At 72.3% G+C, this 17,479-nt stretch carries 14 protein-coding genes and 2 pseudogenes; 9 read left to right on the top strand and 7 right to left on the bottom strand.

From position 1 onward, the window contains the following. Position 1 precedes the first annotated feature (1 nt). On the top strand, positions 2–532 hold the full coding sequence (locus tag OG753_RS37985) for a DUF6584 family protein (RefSeq protein ID WP_405792069.1): 531 nt from the start codon (positions 2–4) through the stop codon (positions 530–532). Between the two features lie 184 nt (positions 533–716). Beyond that, positions 717–815: pseudogene (locus OG753_RS37980) on the top strand (IS5/IS1182 family transposase); the annotation flags it as partial. 67 nt (positions 816–882) lie between these two features. On the opposite strand, the gene OG753_RS37975 reads toward OG753_RS37980, so the two are convergent. Beyond that, positions 883–1,326 carry a hypothetical protein gene (locus tag OG753_RS37975; RefSeq protein ID WP_405792067.1) on the bottom strand — a complete coding sequence of 148 codons (444 nt, stop codon included), beginning with the start codon at positions 1,324–1,326 and terminating at the stop codon, positions 883–885. A gap of 249 nt (positions 1,327–1,575) precedes the next feature. On the opposite strand from OG753_RS37975, the gene OG753_RS37970 reads away from it, so the two are divergent. The 3 genes and pseudogenes from OG753_RS37970 to OG753_RS37960 all read left to right on the top strand — a co-directional run bounded on the left by OG753_RS37970 (position 1,576) and on the right by OG753_RS37960 (position 5,428). Continuing rightward, on the top strand, positions 1,576–3,057 hold the full coding sequence (locus OG753_RS37970) for an MFS transporter (RefSeq protein WP_327266309.1): 1,482 nt from the start codon (positions 1,576–1,578) through the stop codon (positions 3,055–3,057). Beyond that, positions 3,011–3,687 (top strand): annotated as a pseudogene (locus OG753_RS37965) (DUF6629 family protein). Before OG753_RS37970 ends, OG753_RS37965 begins: the two are co-directional and overlap by 47 nt. Positions 3,688–3,778: 91 nt before the next feature. Continuing rightward, positions 3,779–5,428 (top strand): GMC oxidoreductase, encoded by a 1,650-nt coding sequence (locus OG753_RS37960; RefSeq protein ID WP_405792065.1) that lies wholly within the window; start codon positions 3,779–3,781, stop codon positions 5,426–5,428. Between the two features lie 147 nt (positions 5,429–5,575). Here the strand turns inward: OG753_RS37960 and OG753_RS37955 are convergent, their stop codons facing one another. From OG753_RS37955 to OG753_RS37940, 4 genes are all read right to left on the bottom strand, one after another. Then, positions 5,576–6,055, bottom strand: coding sequence for a carboxymuconolactone decarboxylase family protein (locus tag OG753_RS37955; RefSeq protein WP_327266307.1), 480 nt, complete (start codon positions 6,053–6,055; stop codon positions 5,576–5,578). Further along, entirely contained in the window at positions 6,052–7,134 is a 1,083-nt protein-coding gene (locus OG753_RS37950; RefSeq protein ID WP_327266306.1) for a dihydrodipicolinate reductase, read from the bottom strand. Before OG753_RS37950 ends, OG753_RS37955 begins: the two co-directional genes overlap by 4 nt. 70 nt (positions 7,135–7,204) lie before the next feature. Continuing rightward, on the bottom strand, positions 7,205–7,438 hold the full coding sequence (locus OG753_RS37945; protein WP_405792062.1) for a DUF6126 family protein: 234 nt from the start codon (positions 7,436–7,438) through the stop codon (positions 7,205–7,207). 16 nt (positions 7,439–7,454) lie between these two features. Then, entirely contained in the window at positions 7,455–8,087 is a 633-nt protein-coding gene (locus tag OG753_RS37940) for a helix-turn-helix domain-containing protein (RefSeq protein ID WP_405792958.1), read from the bottom strand. Between the two features lie 287 nt (positions 8,088–8,374). On the opposite strand from OG753_RS37940, the gene OG753_RS37935 reads away from it, so the two are divergent. Further along, positions 8,375–9,355, top strand: a complete 981-nt coding sequence (locus tag OG753_RS37935; protein ID WP_405792060.1) for a CorA family divalent cation transporter — start codon at positions 8,375–8,377, stop codon at positions 9,353–9,355. A gap of 36 nt (positions 9,356–9,391) precedes the next feature. On the opposite strand, the gene OG753_RS37930 is transcribed toward OG753_RS37935, so the two are convergent. Further along, a complete protein-coding gene (locus OG753_RS37930; RefSeq protein ID WP_405792058.1) occupies positions 9,392–10,831 on the bottom strand; it encodes an alpha/beta hydrolase in 1,440 nt (479 codons plus the stop codon). Between the two features lie 396 nt (positions 10,832–11,227). Beyond that, on the bottom strand, positions 11,228–12,760 hold the full coding sequence (locus tag OG753_RS37925; RefSeq protein WP_405792056.1) for an ATP-dependent DNA ligase: 1,533 nt from the start codon (positions 12,758–12,760) through the stop codon (positions 11,228–11,230). Positions 12,761–12,912: 152 nt separating this feature from the next. Here OG753_RS37925 and OG753_RS37920 point away from each other — a divergent pair, with 152 nt between their 5' ends. The 3 genes from OG753_RS37920 (at position 12,913) to OG753_RS37910 (ending at position 17,458) form a co-directional block, all read left to right on the top strand. After that, entirely contained in the window at positions 12,913–15,663 is a 2,751-nt protein-coding gene (locus tag OG753_RS37920; RefSeq protein WP_405792054.1) for an alpha/beta fold hydrolase, read from the top strand. Further along, positions 15,660–16,532 (top strand): ABC transporter permease, encoded by an 873-nt coding sequence (locus OG753_RS37915; protein ID WP_405792052.1) that lies wholly within the window; start codon positions 15,660–15,662, stop codon positions 16,530–16,532. The genes OG753_RS37920 and OG753_RS37915 overlap by 4 nt, the downstream gene beginning before the upstream one ends. 194 nt (positions 16,533–16,726) lie before the next feature. Continuing rightward, positions 16,727–17,458, top strand: a complete 732-nt coding sequence (locus OG753_RS37910) for a carbonic anhydrase (protein WP_405792050.1) — start codon at positions 16,727–16,729, stop codon at positions 17,456–17,458. Positions 17,459–17,479 lie beyond the last annotated feature (21 nt).

Below are 17,479 nucleotides of genomic sequence, written 5' to 3'. Positions count from 1 at the left end.
CATGCCCCTGGGAGAGACCCTTGTCCGAGTTGAGGCAGACCTGGCCGCCGGACGGGTTCCCCTTGCGCGCCAGCGTTTGCGCGGTCTCGTCTCATCCTTCCCGCACGACCTGACACCCCGCCGGCGTCTGGCCGAGGTGTACCGGCTCTACGGCGACACCGCCGAGGCCGGACGCTGGATGTACCTCGAAGCGGACCGCGACGCCGACGAGACCGCCGCCTTCGAAGAGCGGTACGGATCTCCCGCATGGAGGATGAAGGCCCTCGCCTGGCGCGGCCCCGAGGCAAAGGCTTCCACCGCCTTTGCGGAGAAGCAGCTGACTGCAGTGCGGACATCCTGCGCCGAGGAGCTGGAGCGCCTCGTCGACTGGGACGACCCTGCCTCGTACCGGGACGGTCTGGAGGAGAAGTACGAGGGGGCGCCCTCCGAGCCGTGGACAGTCGGCGGTGTGCTGGCGGGCATCGGTTGCCTGGTGGGTGCCCTTGCGTTCGTCGCAATCTGGGTGGTTGGAGTTGTTGCCCTCTTCGACTGACGCAGGTCACCCAGGCTCTGTGGGGAGCACCGCGCAAGGCCGGTGAGATCGTCCGGAACTGCTGTGAACGGGATACCCGGCGACGAGTGAAATGATCTCGCGATGTCTGCTGTGATTACGGCGTCGCAGCCGTCCTGGATGGTCCCGTTCACCGAACTCTCGCTGCTCCACCAACCACCAGGTCGTCATGAAGACCTGGAAGATCTTGCGAGACTGCCGCTCAAAGGGCGACGGCGTCCATCACGCGATGAGCAAAATCGCCCACCTGCACAACTGTGCACTCGGCCGGTGGACGAGCCGACATCCGTCGATCACGGACCTGCCGGCTCAAGATCTTGACGGGACAGCCCTTAGGGACAGGACTCCTCGATCTTCACCGTGCCGAAGTCGATCTTCGTGTCGATGCCGGTCTTCGTGCCGGCGGCCGGGGTCTGCGTACAGACCTTCCAGTTCCGGTCGAGTACCTGGTTGCGGTTCTTGCCCAGCGCGTCGTGCGAGGAGAGCAGGAAGAAGCCTGCCGCCTGCGCGCCGTCCTGGGCGGCCTGGAGGACCTGGCCCACGAAGTCGGGGACGGCGGCGGACGGCTTTCCCGCCTTCGGCGGCGCCGGGGTGCTGCCGGCCGGGGCGGGCGCGGCGGCCGTGGTGGCGGGAGGAGCGGCGGGAGGGGTGACGCCGGGGGTGGCGGATGCCGGGCCGGTGCCGTCGTCGGCGGCCTGTGGGTTGCACCCCGCGAGGGCGAGGCATGCGGCGGCGGCAGCGGTTACGAGCAGGACACGGGTGCGGTGTGTGCGCATCCCGACACTGTCGGGGATGAGGCGGGGTCGCGGGCGGCTTTGACCAGTTTGTGACGCGCGGCGGCGCCACGGTGGTAGGCGGGTGTCTTGTCGATCAGGCCGGATCAGCCCGCCCGCCCGGCATGATCGACAAGACACCCCCGAGGGCCGGCGGGTTGGATGGCGGCCTGGTCCGGCGACGGGCGGGCGCGTGGGATTTCCTGTCCGCTCCCGGTGGCCCGTACCGGCCGCGCGGGCCAGCCTGAAAGCATGACCGCGCCCGCCGAGCCGAACGTCCCCGGTGTCCCGCTCGCGTCCGCCCGCGGCCGGTGGATCCTGCTGACCACCGTGCTCGGGTCGAGCATGGCCCTGCTGGACTCGACCGTGGTGAACGTGGCGCTGCCCCGCATCGGGGAGGACCTCGACGCCGACCTGGCGGTGCTCCAGTGGACGTCGAACGCATACATGCTGACCCTGGCCGGGCTGATCCTGGTCGGCGGGGCCCTCGGCGACCGCTTCGGGAGGCGCCGGATCTTCGTCCTGGGCGTGGTGTGGTTCGCGGTGGGCTCGCTGCTGTGCGGCATAGCGCCGAACGCCGGGGTACTGGTGGCCGCCCGGGCCCTGCAGGGCGTCGGCGGGGCGCTGCTGACCCCCGGCTCCCTCGCGCTGATCCAGGGGTCGATCCGCGCCGAGGACCGGGGCCGCGCGGTCGGCCTGTGGTCTGGCCTGGGCGGGGTGGGCGCGGCCGTGGGCCCGTTCCTGGGCGGCTGGCTGGTGGACGGGCCCGGCTGGCGGTGGGTGTTCCTGCTGAACGTGCCGGTGGCCGCGCTGTGCGTGCCGGTGGCGCTTCGGCACGTACCGGAATCGCGGGACCCACATGCACACGGGCGCTTCGACGTGGCCGGGGCGGTGCTCGGCGCGGGTTCCCTCGGCCTGGTCACCTACGCGCTGATCGAGGCCTCCACGGGGTCGCCGACGGTGATCGTCGCGGCGGTGGGCGGGGTCCTGCTGGGCATCGCCTTCGTGCTCGTCGAGCGGCGGCGGGCGGATCCGATGGTGCCGCCGGACATCTTCGCCTCCCGGCAGTTCACGGCCGTCAATCTGGTGACCCTGTGCGTGTACGCGGCCTTCGGCGGCTTCTTCTTCCTGATCGTGCTCCAGCTCCAGGTGGTGGCCGGATACTCCGCGCTGGGCGCCGGGGCCGCGCTGCTGCCGACGACCGTGCTGATGCTCCTGCTGTCGGCCCGCTCGGGAGAGCTCGGGGAGCGGATCGGGCCGCGGATCCCGCTCACGGTGGGTCCGCTGCTGTGCGCGGCCGGAATGCTGCTGATGCTGCGGGTGGGGCCCTCGGCCTCGTACACGACGGACGTACTGCCCGCGATGGTGGTGCTGGGCATGGGCATGGTGACCCTGGTGGCTCCGCTGACGGCGACCGTGCTGTCCTCCGTGGACCCCGGCCGGGCGGGCCTGGCCAGCGGCATCAACAACGCCGCGGCGCGCGCCGCCGGGCTGCTCGCCGTGGCGGCGCTGCCGCTGCTGGCCGGGATGGGGCCGGAGTCGTACCGCTCGGCGAGCCAGTTCGACGCGGCGTTCGGGCCGGCCATGCTCTGGTGCGCGGGAGCGCTGCTGGTCGGGGCGGCCGTGGCCTGGGCGACCGTGCGCTCCCCCGCGCCCGGGGGATGCCACCCGCAGTGCCACACGCACTGTGCGGTGGTCTCTCCGCCGCTCGAACCCCGCGAGGGGCGGGGCTGATCCGGTGTGCTGGAGCCCGACGGCCGATCCGGTGGCGGGCACGGTCGTCGCCGCCGTGGGGATCGTGTGCGTGGCACGGGTGCGGCGGGCCCGCGATCTGCCGGTCGCCGCGCTGCCGCTGCTGATGGGTGTGCACCAGCTGGTGGAGGCCGCCGTGTGGGGTACGGGCGGGGCTGCTCCCCGGCCGCCACGGCCTGGGCCGTGATCGCCCTGCCGCTGCTGGCGGTCTGGGTGCCGGCCGGGGTCCTGCTGGCGGCCGCGCCCGGCATCCGGCGTCGCCTGTGGGGGCCGATGGCCGCCGGTGCGGCCACCGCCGCGGTGCTCTCGTACTGCCTCGCGACCCGGCCGGTGACCGCCGAGATCCGTGGCCACACCATCGGCTACGGCGTGAATGTTCCGTGGATGCCGCTGGTCCTGGCGGGCTACCTGTTCGCCACTCCGGGCGCCCTGCTGCTCGCCGGGGACGGGCGGTTGCGGACCCTCGGCGTGGTGCTGGCGGCGGGGGCGCTGGCCTGCTCAGCGCTGTGGCGGCTGGAATTCGCCTCCACCTGGTGCGCCTTCGCGGCGGTCGCGTCGCTGCTGGTCCTGGGCCGGGTCCGGCGCCCGCGCGCCGCATCGTCTGTCACGTGATCGACCGAAAGTTACCTAGACGTATGTAGTGACTTCGCACGCGGGCAGCAGTAGAACTCGTTCCCATTCCGCCAAGAGTGAGGAACGTCACATGAGTGATAAAGCCGTGCCCAGAAACACGAAGAACAGCTCCAACGGACTCTCCCGACGCGGTTTCCTCGGTAGAACAGGTTCCATTATCGGGGCCGTGGCCCTGGCGGGGCACATCACCCCGGCGCAGGCGGCCGCCCCACCCGGCGCGATCGCCGACGGTGCCCGGGTACCGGCCCTGGTCATCGGCACCGGCTACGGCGGATCGGTGGCGGCCCTGCGGCTGGCGCAGGCGGGCGTGGACGTACAGATGATCGAGATGGGCATGTCCTGGGACACCCCGGGCTCCGACGGCAAGATCTTCCCCAAGGTGACCACCCCGGACTACCGGTCGTTCTGGCTCCGCACCCGGACGAAGGCCCCGCTCAGCAACTTCCTCGGCTTTCCGATCGACAAGGACGTCCCCAAGTACACCGGGATCCTGGACGCCGAGGACTTCGCCGGCATCACGGTCTACCAGGGCCGCGGCGTCGGCGGCGGTTCGCTGGTCAACGGCGGCATGGCGGTCACGCCCAAGCGCGCGAACTTCTCCGCCGTGCTCCCCACGGTGGACGCCGACGAGATGTACGGCACCTACTACCCGAGGGCCAACGCCGGACTCGGGGTCGGCATGATCGACCCGGCCTGGTTCGACACGGCCGACTGCTACCAGTTCTCCCGCGTCGGCCGCAAGCACGCCCAGCGTTCCGGCTTCGCCTGGACCTTCGTCCCCGACGTGTACGACTGGGACTACATGAAGCGGGAGGCCGCGGGCACCGCCCCCCAGTCGGCCCTGGCCGGCGAGATCCTCTACGGCAACAACCACGGCAAGAAGTCGCTGGTGCAGACCTACCTCGCCCAGGCGAGGGCCACGGGCCGGGTCACCATCTCGGCGCTGCACAAGGTCACTTCGGTCTCCCCCGCCGCCGGGGGCGGCTACACGGTCACCATCGACCAGATCAACACCACCGGTGACACCGTGGCCACCAAGACCGTGACCTCGGACCGGGTGTTCTTCGCGGCCGGCAGCGTCGGCACCAGCAAGCTCCTGGTCAAGCTCAAGGCCACGGGAGCCCTGCCGAACCTCAACGGCGAGGTCGGCAAGGGCTGGGGCGAGAACGGGAACGTCATGTGCGGCCGCGCCAACCACATGTGGGATCCGACCGGCAAGCTCCAGTCGACCATCCCCTGTTCCGGCATCGACAACTGGGACGCGGGCGGCGCGTTCGCCGAGGTGGCTCCGCTCCCGACCGGGATCGAGACGTACGCCTCGTTCTACCTGTCGATCACGAAGAACCCCAACCGCGCCGAGTTCACCTGGAACGCGGCGACGGGCAAGGTCGACCTGAGCTGGCAGACCGCCTGGAAGCAGCCGTCCATCTCGATGGCCAAGACCATCTTCGACAAGATCAACTCGAAGGAGGGGACGATCTACCGGACCGACCTGTTCGGCGCCTACAAGATCTGGAACGACACCCTGACCTACCACCCGCTCGGCGGCGCGGTCCTGAACAAGGCCACCGACAACTACGGTCGCCTGCACGGCTACACCGGCCTGTACGTGATCGACGGCGCGCTCATCCCCGGCAACGCGAGCGTCAACCCGTTCGTCACCATCACGGCTCTCGCCGAACGCAACATCGAGAAGATCATCGCCACCGACCTCCCGTAGGGCCGCGTCCTCCCCCCAGCGGCCGGGGCCGTTCGGATGTCACCGAACGGCCCCGATTACATGAGCGCCGCGCCTCTGCCCCGACGCTCGCTGCCCCGCGGCTCAGTGCTCCGCCGCTCGCTGCCCCGCTGCTCGGTACCTCGCCGCTCAGTGCCCCGGCAGCATGCAGACGCTGTCCAGGCCCAGCACGTGGTTGAGGCGGCCGAAGGCCAGCCAGGACCCGATGCTCATCGTCAGCTCCACGATCTCGAGCTGGCTGTAGTGCGCGGTCATGCGGTCCCAGAACTCCTCGTCGAGCCCGTGGTGGTCGAGGGTGTACCGCTCGGCGTACTCCGCCGCGAGCCGGGTGCGCTCGTCGAACACGTCGGTCGTGCGCCACTCGGTGACCGCGTCGGCGAACTCCTCCTCGACCTTCTCCCCCTCCCGTTCGGTGCGCCAGTCGAGGCAGAAGACGCACCCGTTGATCTGCGCGACGCGCAGCCGGGCCGCCTCGAACTCGCGCAGGCCCAGGGTGGTGTGGGCGTACACCGACAGGGAGAAGTTCGCGGCGGCCATGCCGATGCCGGGGACCATGTCGCCCCACACGTACTCGATCGGGTGCTGGCCTTCGGGGATGTCGATCCTCATGACTGTTTCCTTCCGAGTCTGCCGATGGCGGGGCGCAGCGGGATGTCGAGGGCGTCGTACAGTCCGGGCTCCGCCTCGGTGAGCCAGTCGATGGCGCCGACGAGGCGGCCGACGGCCGTGGCGTTGCCGCCCGCCGAGCGGTTGTCGCCCTCGTCCGTGGCCTCGATGGTGACCTCGATGCGGGGGCGGCCCTCGATGACGACCCGGTGGGCGCCGTCGCCGCCGTCGGGCGGCGTCGGCCAGTCCGGAGCGCACGAGGCGTGGATGCGGGTCACGTGCTCGATGACGATGCGGGGCTCGCCCTCGACGATGCCCTGCACCTCGAAGCGGATCGCACCCTGAGTCCCCGCCTCGAACTCGCCCATGGTCCGGGTGGTCACCGTGGTGTCGAGCGCGCGGCGGTCCGAGGTCTCGCGGATCTCGTCGAGCTCGACCCCTAGCGCCCGGGCCATCATCCGTATCTGCCCTCCCCAGACCATGGTCGGGATGGAGGGCATGAGCATCATCGGCTCGTAGTCCATGGGCTGGCCCATGCCCACGAGGTATCGGACGGAGTCCGGCTGGTCGTAGGTGGAGTAGTCGAAGATCTCCTGGCAGCGGATGACGTCGATGGTGGTGCCGAGTCCGCTGAGCAGGAGCGGCAGGACGTCGTTGCCCCAGCCGGGGTCGACGCCGGAGGCGAAGAGCGTGCCGCCGCCCTCCGCGACGGCGGCGAGCACCGGGTCCCGGAACTCGGGCGGGGCATTGCGGTGGTCGTAGAGCGGGTACAGGGCCGGGCTGACGACGACCGCGCCGGACCGGACGGCCCGGGTGATGTCGGCGAGGGCCTCGTCGGGCCGCACGTCCCCGGACGCGGCGTACACCACGGCCCGGGGGCGGGCGGCCAGTACGGCTTCGATGTCGTCGGTGGCCTCGACCCCCAACAGGCGGTCGAGTTCGCCGAGTTCGCCCGCGTCGCGGCCGACCTTGGCTGGATTGTGGACGATGACTGCGCAGAGTTGGAGCGCGGGATGGGCCTCGACGGCACGGATCGCCAGACGGCCCACGTTGCCGGTACCCCAGACAACCGTGGAAATCATGCGCGGAGGGTAGCCACAGGGCCTTGACGTTGCCAGAGTCGCGCGGCCTGAACTCGTTCGTCCGCGCGGGTTACTGGTTCTGGCCGCCCAGGACGAAGAGGAGGTAGACGAAGAAGGCGAAGAGATGGCCGACGAACAGGTAGGCGATGAGCCGGATGATCAGGCCGCGCGGGAACTTGGATTCGAAGCGGGCCCGTATGGTCGTGGGCGCGCCCGCGTCGGTGGGTGCGGTCCCGGCGGTGGGCGTCGTCGTGCCCGTGGTCGTGCCCGTGGTGGTGGTCGCGGGGTTCTCGGTCTGGGACATGGGTACGGCTCCTCCGCTATCGGTGGTGCGTGGTCGTGGGCGCCGGCCCGGCGGGCGCGGGCGCGGTCGTGGTGGCGCCGCCGAGGCACAGCCCGGCCAGGCTGCTCTGCAGCAGGGTGTGGACGAAGAGCAGGTCGGCCCCGCCCGAGGAGGCCGCGCCGATCCGGTGCGGCGTCAGCGAGTCGAAGTGCGCGCTGTCCCCCGGCTCCAGCAGGTGCTCGGCCTCCCCGAGGTGCAGTCGCAGCCGGCCCTCCAGGACGTAGAGCCACTCCTCGCCGGGGTGTACGCGGACCAGCTCGCCCTGGCTGCGGCCGTGGGGGACGTGCACGCGCAGCGCCTGCATCCCCCGGCCTGAGCCGCCCGCCTGCCAGTACGTCCAGCCGTCGGCCTCGCGGGCACCCGGACCGCCGGCCCGTACGATGGGATCCGCGACGGCGGGGGTCTCGCCGAGCAGCTCGGAGACGGTCGTACCGTAGGTGCGGGCCAGCCCGAGGAGCAGCGGCAGCGAGGGCTGGCGCCGGCCGGTCTCCAGGCGGGACAGGTGGGCGGGCGAGAGCCTGGCGCGGGCGGCGGCGGCCTCCAGGGTGAGTCCGGCGCGGCGGCGCAGCTCGCGCAGCTGCGGTGCCACGGCGGGCAGCTCGTCGGCCATGGCTTCGGCCGGGTCTCCGGCCGCGTCTTCGGGACCGGGGGCCGCGGCGGGACCGGGGGCAGGACCGGGTTTCATGCCTCGATTGAGCCAGAATCTTGCCTTTCTGGCAAACCATCTTGCCTCTGAGGCAATACTGCGCCGGACGTGGCCTGCCCCTCACCGTCCCTCACCGTTTCGAGGGTGCATCGCGGGGCGAATGCGTCACCGCGGTTGCGCGGGATCCCGCCCGGTACAGGCTGGGAGGCACCGCACCAGGTGACCTACGGCGAGGGACGATGATCGTATCGATGCTGTCCATGCCGGAGGGCACCCTGACGCGCGGCCACGTGTCGCAGGCACGCGAGCGTCTCGCCACGTCCCGGTTCCTGTTCGTGGACGTGGAACTGCCCGAGGAGACCACGCCGGGCGAACAGCCGCTCGCCCTGCTCCTCGGCCTGGAGGCGGAGGACGTGGCGTGGCTCGGGCGCAAGGGGGAGTCGGCCAGGGCGGAGATCTTCGGCGACAGCGCCGCTTTCGTCGTGCCCGCGGTCGACACGGACCGGGTCATCCATGTCCACGCCCTGGTGACCGAGCGGTACCTCGTCACGGTGCACCGGGGGCCGGCCCCCCTGATCGGGGACGTCACCGCCCGGTTCCCGGCCGAGAGCCCGCCGGACTCCGTGGCGATGCTGTTCCTGCTGCTGGACGAGGCCATGGAGACCTACCGCCGGGCCGCCGTCCAGGCACTGCTGGAGGTGGAGGACCTTGAGGACGCCATGTTCCGGCGCCGCGAGCCCGAGCAGCTCTACCGCCTGGCACGGCTGCGGCGCACCGCGGCCCTGCTGCACCACACCCTGCTCCCCTACCACCGGGTGGCCGAGGAGAGCGTCACGCGCCGGGTGATGAACCGGGGCTTCCACAAGGAGCGCCAGCAGCTCGTCCACGAGTACCGGCGCACCGCGAATCTGGTGCTCACGGACATCGAGTCCCTCCAGGAGAGCGCCCGGCGAGCCTTCGGCAGCTACTCCTCCCTGGTGTCGGGCGACCAGAACGGCGTGATCAACCGCCTGGCGGTGGTATCGACGATCTTCCTGCCGCTGACCTTCCTGACGGGGTTCTTCGGCATGAACTTCGCCTACCTGACGGACGAGCTGGAGAGCGGAGCCGTCTTCTGGCTGCTCGCCGTGGGCCTGCAGGTGGTCTTCCTCCTCGCGGCCCTCTACGTGCTCCACCGCACCCGGCTGTGGCGCAGACTGCGCGAGGACGACGGCGACCTCGACGACGCGTAGGCCCTTCCGGCGAATCCCGCACCCACCAGGGCGGTTCTAGGAGTGGCGGTCGGCATGGGGGGTGTCGGCGGGACCTCTGGCGCCTGCTGCGACGCCAGCTTTCGGTCCGGCCGGGGCGAAGGGCGGGGTGTCCTGTCGGCAGGTGGCCTTGGCGGGCGGCAGGGCGCCTGTGGTGAGGTAGCGCACGGCGTGGTCGTTCACGCAGGTGCTGGGATTGAGCAGAGCGGTGTGGCCGTAGCCCTGCAGGGTCAGCAGCCGGGCATCGGCCAGCTGGCTCGTCATGGACTGGGCCGCCCGATACGAAGTGGCCGTGTCATAGACGGGGTTGACGACGAGGATCGGGTGGGCGGTGGTCCGGTCGAACGGGCCCGTGTAGCGCTTGGCGGCCGTGGCCGGCCACTGCGCGCACCACTCGTAGTCCCAGACCCAGCGGCGGCCGAGGTCGCCCGCGCGTTCGGCGCTGAACGCCTCGAGCTGGGCGTAGCGGCTGAGCGCGCGGGGGTTGGGGCTGTCCGTGCAGACCACGGCGGCCTCCTGCTCGGCGCCGGGGTACCTTCCTGCCGGAGGGGGCGCGGCCGCCTCGGGCTCGCGCTCCTGCCACAGTGCTTGCAGCATCTCCCCGGCGCTCGTCCAGCCCGGGTGGACGATGTACAGGTCCTGCCGCAGTTCCGTGACGGCCCGGGCGTAGGTCCACCCGCCCACTGAGCGGCGCTGGAGCCGCCGCATCAGTTCCGTGTATTTCGCGCGGGTCGCTTTGGGGTTGCCCGCCGAGAACGCACAGCGGGATGCGGGGGCCTCGCCGCACAGCTTGAGGAACTGGTCCAAGGTGTCGGCCGAGCCCAGGTCCGATCCCATGCGCAACGACGTGGTCTGCCCCGGTTCGCCGCTCATCGCGCCGTCCACGTAGTTACGGGGGTCGACGTTCCCGTCCAGGACGAGGCCGCCCACCTTGTCCGGGAAGGTGTTGGCGTAGACCGCGCCGAGGAACGTGCCGTACGAGACGCCCCAGTAGTGCAGCTGTTCGTCACCCACGGCCCGGCGCAACTGGTCCAGGTCGCGGGCGCTGTAGTACGTGGAGACGTACGGCAGCAGGTTCGCGGCACGCTTCTTGCAGCCTTGGGCCAGCTCCGCCCTTCCGGCGAACCAGACCTTCCGCTCCTTCTCGCCCACCGGGAACCCCTCGGGCTGCCGTGCCCAGAAGGCCGTCGCTTCCTCCGCGTCGCCGAAACACCGCACCGCCGTGCTGCGGCCCACACCGCGCGGGTCCCAGCTCACGATGTCGAAGCGCTTGCGCAGCTCAGCAGGGAAGAATCGGTCGTACCAGGCCGGCAGAGCGTCGGTGCCGGCTCCTCCCGGTCCGCCGGGATTGAAGAACAGCGAACCGATTCTTGTCGACGGACTGGTGGCTCTGCGCCGGATCACGGCAAGATCGACGACCTTCCCCGACGGACGGTCGTAGTCGAGGGGGACCGGCAACGTCGCACATTCGGACCCCCGCCCGGCAGGCTCCGCGCACGGCCCCCACCTCAGCCTCGTTCCTCCGCTTTCCCCGCTCCCCCCGCCACGAACGGCGTGCGGCGCCGCAGCAGCAGCGGTCATGAAGCACACGCACGCAGCCAACGCGGTGGCGCGTGGCGCCACGCGCCCGCGACCGCGACCGCGCCCACGCCCTCCGGATATGAGACCTGGCATTGGTTTCCTTCCCACGTGAGCCGGCCACCCGTGCCGGAGGTCCCGCGATCTCGATTCACCTCACCACGGAACCAGTACGCCCAGCACCCGCTGCTCACCCGAACAGGTTCCGCGGACGGCGGCGCACGCCCCCTCGCCGGCCTCCTCATCCGGACCCGACGCTGGCCGAAGAGCCGGAACCTAGGCCGCGTGTGCCGCCAGGACCGTGGCCACCGTGTCCGCCTCGGTCGCGGGTTTGTCCGGGCGGTGGCGCAGGACCCTTGCGAAGCGCAGGGCCACCCCCGCCGGGTAGCGCGAGGAGCGCTGCAGCCCGTCGTAGGCGATCTCCACCACCAGCTCGGGCCGCACCCGCACGGTGAAGCCGTCGTCCGAGGTGGCGAGCGCGCGCAGGGCCTGCGTCTGCCAGCGCAGCATCTCGTCGGTGAGCCCCTTGAAGGTCTTGCCGAGCATGGCGTACGACCCGTCGGCGGTCCGCGCGCCCAGGTGCAGGTTCGACAGGAGTCCGGTGCGCCGCCCGTGGCCCCATTCGGCGGCGAGGACCACCAGGTCCAGGGTGTGCACCGGCTTCACCTTGAGCCAGTGCTTGCCGCGCCGGCCGGCCGCGTAGGCCGAGTCCAGCCCCTTGACGACTACTCCCTCGTGGCCGCGGCGCAGCGTCTCGGCCCAGAACTCCTCGGCCTCGGCCGCCTGCTCCGCCGGGTCCTCGACGGCGAGGCGGCGGACCCGCGCGCTCTCGGGCACGAGCGCGGCGAGCGCCTCGTGGCGCTCGCGGACCGGGAGGTCGAGGAGGACCTCCTCACCCACCACCAGGACGTCGAAGAAGTGCGGGAAGACCGGGAGGGTGCGCCGGGCGGCCCCGACGTCGATCCTCGACCCGACGCGGCTCGCGATCTCCTGGAAGGGGACCGGGCGGCCGTCCGCCGCGCGGCCGATGACCTCCCCGTCGAGGATGAACCGCTCCCCCGGCAGCGACCGGGCCAGTTCCGCCACCTCCGGCAGCCGCTCGGTGATCTCGTCCAGGGAGCGCGTGTACACCCGTACGTCGTCCCCCTCGCGGTGGACCTGGACGCGGATCCCGTCCAGCTTCTCCTCCACCGCGCACGGCCCGAGCAGGGCCAGTGCCTCCGCGACCGACTTCGCCGTGCCCGCCAGCATGGGCTGTACGGGCTGCCCCACGCGCAGGGTGACCGTGCGCAGCGCCCGGGCGCCCTCGGCCAGTACGGCCGCCGCGACGCGGGGCAGCGAACCGTCGAGCATCACCGCCCGGCGCAGGTCGGCGGCCGGTACTCCGGTGGCCGCGGCCACCCCCTCCAGGGCCACCGCGTCCAGCGCGCCCTGGCGTACCTCGCCGGACAGCAGGCTGCGCAGGAACGCCTGCTCGGCCGCGGTGGCCCGGCCCAGCAGCGAGCCGAGGATCCGGCTCCGGCGCTCCACCGAACCGGCACCGCGGGTGGCGGCGAGTTCGCTCACCGCGGCATCGACCTCCCGCACGCTCAGGCCGGGCTCCGGTGCCGGTTCGGTCTCCTGGCCGAGCGTGCGCCAGCCGATGCCCGGGCGGCCCTGCGGCAGGCGCCCGGAGAGGTAGGAGATGACCAGGCCGGCCTCCTCCGGGGGCGCGGCGGCGAACAGCTCGGCGAGCAGGGCGGTCTTGCGGGACCGGGCGGAGGTCTCGGCGACCTCCCGGGACACGCGCGCGACATCGGCCAGCAGCATGCGGTCATCCTCCCGCCACAGGACGTACTGCGCAGGTCGGGGGCGTGTACCGCGGGTGCGGTACACGCGGGGCCCGGCATAGTCCTTGAGAAGGTCTGGGGTTCCGCCTGTGGGTGCTCGGTGCCCGGGTAGCGGGCCTTTAGGCTGCCCGTATGAAGCTCCGAATGCCCCGGCGCCGCCGAGACCGCCTGCTCGCGGGCGCCGCCGCGCTGGCCGTCGTGGCGGGGGCCGGTACGTGGGCGGCCGCGTCCGCGGCCGGCGACGCGCCCGCCGTGCACCGCCAGGACCAGGTCATGAACATGCCCGGTGCCGCGATCGACACCTCCTATTTCACGGCCGGCGGCGGCCGGGGGGACGGAGCCGGTGCGGAAAAACGTCCCGCCGTCCTCCTCGGGCACGGTTTCGGCGGCAGCAAGGACGATGTCCGCGAGCAGGCCGAGCGCCTCGCCCGTGACGGGTACGCCGTCCTGACCTGGTCGGCGCGCGGCTTCGGCCGCTCCGAGGGCCGGATCGGCCTGAACGACCCCGAGCACGAGGTCAAGGACGTCTCCCGGCTCATCGACTGGCTCGCGGCCCGGCCCGAGGTGAAGCTGGACGCGGCCGGTGATCCGCGCGTCGGCGTCTCCGGGGCCTCGTACGGCGGGGCGATCTCGCTGCTCGCGGCCGGATACGACCGGCGGGTGGACGCGATCGCACCGGAGATCACCTACTGGAACCTCGCGGACTCGCTCTTCCCGAACGGCGTCTTCAAGAAGCTCTGGTCCGGCATCTTCTTCACCAGCGGCTCCACCGACGGGATGCAGCAGGCCGTTCCCGGGCAGCGGCCGGGGTCCGCGTCCGGCCAGCGGCCCGGGTCCGAGTCCGCACCCGGCTGCGGGCGGTTCCAGCCCGAGCTCTGCGCGATGTACGAACGCGTCGCGGTGGCCGGCAAGCCCGACGCCGAGGCCCGCGCCCTGCTGGAGCAGCGCAGTCCGTCGGCGGTCGGCGACCGGATCAAGGTGCCGACCCTCATCGTTCAGGGCAAGGACGACTCCCTCTTCCCGCTGGACCAGGCCGATGCCATGGCCGCGGCGATCGCGGCGAACGGCGCGCCCGTCTCCGTGGACTGGGCGGCCGGCGGGCACGACGGCGGAATGCGCGAGGCCGGCCGGGTCGAGGCCCGGGTGGCCTCCTGGTTCGACCGGCACCTCAAGGGGGACGAGGGCGTGGACACCGGCCCGGCGTTCCGGGTCACCCGTTCCGGCGGCATCGACTCCACGGACGGCCAGGTCACGCTGCGCGGCGCGAGCGGCGAGCGCTACCCGGGGCTCGCGTCCGGCCCGCAGGACTTCGCCCTGACGGGGCCGGAGCAGACCTTCGCCAATCCGGCGGGCGGCGCGCCTCCCGCCCTGTCCTCGCTCCCGGGCATCGGCGGGCAGCTCGCCGCCTTCGGGGCCGGGCTCTCGCTGGACTTCCCCGGGCAGAACGCCCGGTTCGAGTCGGCCCCCCTGACCGAGGACGTACGGATCACCGGCACCCCGGCCGTCACCCTCAAGGTGAGGTCGAGCGCCGCCGACGGTTCGGCCGTGCTGTTCGGCAAGGTGTACGACGTGGGGCCCGACGGCCGACAGCAGGTGCTGCCGAGCCAGCTGGTCGCCCCGGTGCGCGTGGAGAACGCGCAGCAGGGCGCGACCGTGCGACTGCGGCTTCCCGCGATCGACCACTCCGTCGAGGCCGGACACCGGCTGCGGCTGGTGGTCGCCGCGACCGATCTCGGCTACGCGAGCCCGGCCGCGCCGGCCGGCTACACCGTCTCGGTGGAGGGTCCGCTGGCCGTGCCCGTCGCCACGGAGGTACGGACCGCCGCGGCCGGGCTGCCCGCCTGGATCTGGTGGCTGCCGCTGGGCGCGCTGGCGCTGGCCGCGGCGCTGCTGGGGATCCGGCGCACCGGCCGCGGCGCCGGCGGCGGGCCGCGCCCGGGCGCGTCGCAGCCGGAAGCCGCACTGGCCGACGTACCCCTGGAGATCACCGGACTGACGAAGCGGTACGCGAAGTCGCAGGACCGGTACGCGGTGCGGGACCTGTCCTTCCGCGTCGAGAAGGGGCAGGTACTGGGACTGCTCGGGCCCAACGGCGCCGGCAAGACCACCACCCTGCGGATGCTGATGGGACTGATCTCGCCGGACGCCGGGGAGATCCGGGTGTTCGGGCACGCGGTGCGGGCCGGGGCGCCGGTGCTGTCGCGGGTCGGGGCCTTCGTGGAGGGCGCCGGATTCCTCCCGCACCTGACGGGCCGCGCCAATCTGGAGCTGTACTGGCAGGCCACCGGCCGCCCGGCCGAGGACTCGCACATGGCGGAGGCCCTGGAGATCGCCGGGCTCGGCGACGCACTGGAGCGCGCGGTACGCACGTACTCGCAGGGCATGCGCCAGCGGCTCGCGATCGCGCAGGCCATGCTCGGGATGCCGGACCTGCTGATCCTCGACGAGCCGACGAACGGTCTGGACCCGCCGCAGATCCGCGAGATGCGGGACGTGATGATCCGTTACGCCGCGGGCGGGCGGACGGTCATCGTCTCCAGCCACCTGCTGTCGGAGGTGGAGCAGTCCTGCACGCACCTGGTCGTCATGGACCGCGGACAGCGGGTCGCGGCGGGCGAGGTCGCCGAGATCACCGGTGGCGGGGACATGCTGCTGGTGACGCTGGCCGAGCCGGTGGACGAGGTGGTCGTCGAGAAGGTGGCGGCCCTGGAGGGAGTGGGTTCCGTGGTGACCGCCGATGACGGGCTGCTCGTACGGCTCGAGGGCGCGACGGCCGCGGGGCTCATCGCCGAACTCGTACGGCTGGAGGTGCCGGTGACCGGAGTGGGACCGCACCGGCGACTGGAGGACGCGTTCCTCACCCTGATCGGAGGTACGGCGTGAGTACGGCGACCACGGCACGGGAGGTGGCTCCGGGCTACCGGGCGAGCCGCACGCTGCCGCTGCGCGTGGAGGCGCTGCGGCAGTGGCGCCGGCGGCGGACGCTGGTGATGGGCGGGGTGCTGGCCGCACTGCCCTTCATCATGATCATCGCGTTCGCGGTGGGCGGCGGGCCGGACGGCGGGCGCGGCGGGAACAACCGCATCACCCTGATCGACACGGCCACGGCCTCGGGCGCGAACTTCGCCGCGACCTGTCTGTTCGTCTCGGCGGGCTTCCTGCTGGTGGTGCCGGTGGCGCTGTTCTGCGGGGACACCGTGGCCTCGGAGGCGAGCTGGTCCTCGCTGCGCTACCTGCTGGCCTCGCCGGTGCCGCGGGCGCGGCTGCTGTGGAGCAAGCTGGTGGTGGCGCTGGGCTTCAGCCTGGCGGCGATGGTGCTGCTGCCGGTGGTGGCGCTGGCGGCGGGTACGGCTGCGTACGGGTGGGGGCCACTGAAACTCCCGGCGGGCGGGGCGCTGGCGGCCGGGGACACCGTGCCGCGGCTCGCGCTGGCGGTGGGCTTCATCTTCGTTTCGCAGCTGGTGACGGCGGGGCTGGCGTTCTGGCTGTCGACGCGGACGGACGCGCCGCTGGGTGCGGTGGGCGGGGCGGTCGGGCTGACGATCGTCGGCAACGTGCTGGACGCGGTGACGGCGCTCGGCTCGTGGCGGGAGTTCCTGCCGGCGCACTGGCAGTTCGCGTGGGCGGACGCCCTGCAGCCGCAGCTGGAGTGGGGCGGGATGATCAAGGGGACGGTGGTGTCGGTGTCGTACGCGCTGGTGCTGTTCGCCCTCGCCTTCCGCGGGTTCTCCCGCAAGGACATCGTGTCCTGACGCGGCGCGGACGGCCCACCGCCCTTCACGGCCCACCGCCCGGGACCCCCGGGCCGTGGGCCGTGTGCGTGCGCCGTGTGCCGTCGAGGTGCGTGGGCCGTCCGTGGCAATGCGGCCGCGCGCGGGTGTGGCTGCGGTCCGATCGCCGCGGCGCGCTGAACAATCGCGGTCATCACGACCGAGGGATGTCACCCATGCACGCAGCAGGACGTCCGGCTCGCAGGGCCGTGCTGACCGGCGGCCTCGCGGCCGCCGGCGCCGCACTCGCGGGGTGCGCGCCGGCCAGCACCCCGAAGGCCACGACCGCCGCCCCGGAGCCACGGCCGGCCACGCCCGAGGCCGCGTTCGCCCGCCTGATGGCGGGGAACGCGCGCTGGGTGAGCGGGGACCTGGACCATCCCGACCGGGATCCCGAGCGGCGCGCGCTCGTCGCCGCGGCGCAGGACCCGTTCGCGGTGATCCTCACCTGCATCGACTCCCGGGTGGCACCCGAGCTCGTCTTCGACACCGGGCTCGGCGATCTGTACGTGCTGCGCACGGGCGGGCAGGCGATCGGCCCGGTGGTCACCGGTTCCGTCGAGTACGGGCCCATGACGGGCGGCACGCCCCTGATCGTCGTGCTCGGGCATCAGCGCTGCGGCGCCATCGAGGCCTCGTACAAGTCGTTGAAGGACGGCGCGCCCCTGCCCGGGAACCTCCAGGCGATCGTGAAGGCGGTGGAGCCGGCGTACCTGCTGACGGCGCAGGACCCCGGCGCCGACCCCGTCGACACCATGATCCACAACCAGATCCGGGTCACCGCGGACGATCTGCGCGCCAACTCCGACCTGGCGCCCCTCGTGAAGAAGGGCGCCCTGGCCGTGGTCGGCGCGTACTACTCGCTGGACACCGGCAAGGTCGAAGTCCTCACGGGAGCGCCCGCGTAGGCCCGGTCCGGGCATTCGGCC

The organism is Streptomyces sp. NBC_00029 (genome assembly GCF_045160505.1).
GTDB lineage: Bacteria > Actinomycetota > Actinomycetes > Streptomycetales > Streptomycetaceae > Streptomyces.
Note: the sequence above shows the minus strand (reverse complement) of the source record. Positions and strands in the feature narration are given on the sequence as shown.

Bases quoted from the DNA above. Each gene is read 5' to 3' on its own strand.
- OG753_RS37985 (WP_405792069.1), top strand. From the start codon at position 2: ATGCCCCTGGGAGAGACCCTTGTCCGAGTTGAGGCAGACCTGGCCGCC.
- OG753_RS37975 (WP_405792067.1), bottom strand. From the start codon at position 1,326: ATGCGCACACACCGCACCCGTGTCCTGCTCGTAACCGCTGCCGCCGCC.
- OG753_RS37970 (WP_327266309.1), top strand. From the start codon at position 1,576: ATGACCGCGCCCGCCGAGCCGAACGTCCCCGGTGTCCCGCTCGCGTCC.
- OG753_RS37960 (WP_405792065.1), top strand. From the start codon at position 3,779: ATGAGTGATAAAGCCGTGCCCAGAAACACGAAGAACAGCTCCAACGGA.
- OG753_RS37955 (WP_327266307.1), bottom strand. From the start codon at position 6,055: ATGAGGATCGACATCCCCGAAGGCCAGCACCCGATCGAGTACGTGTGG.
- OG753_RS37950 (WP_327266306.1), bottom strand. From the start codon at position 7,134: ATGATTTCCACGGTTGTCTGGGGTACCGGCAACGTGGGCCGTCTGGCG.
- OG753_RS37945 (WP_405792062.1), bottom strand. From the start codon at position 7,438: ATGTCCCAGACCGAGAACCCCGCGACCACCACCACGGGCACGACCACG.
- OG753_RS37940 (WP_405792958.1), bottom strand. From the start codon at position 8,087: ATGGCCGACGAGCTGCCCGCCGTGGCACCGCAGCTGCGCGAGCTGCGC.
- OG753_RS37935 (WP_405792060.1), top strand. From the start codon at position 8,375: ATGCTGTCCATGCCGGAGGGCACCCTGACGCGCGGCCACGTGTCGCAG.
- OG753_RS37925 (WP_405792056.1), bottom strand. From the start codon at position 12,760: ATGCTGCTGGCCGATGTCGCGCGCGTGTCCCGGGAGGTCGCCGAGACC.
- OG753_RS37920 (WP_405792054.1), top strand. From the start codon at position 12,913: ATGAAGCTCCGAATGCCCCGGCGCCGCCGAGACCGCCTGCTCGCGGGC.
- OG753_RS37910 (WP_405792050.1), top strand. From the start codon at position 16,727: ATGCACGCAGCAGGACGTCCGGCTCGCAGGGCCGTGCTGACCGGCGGC.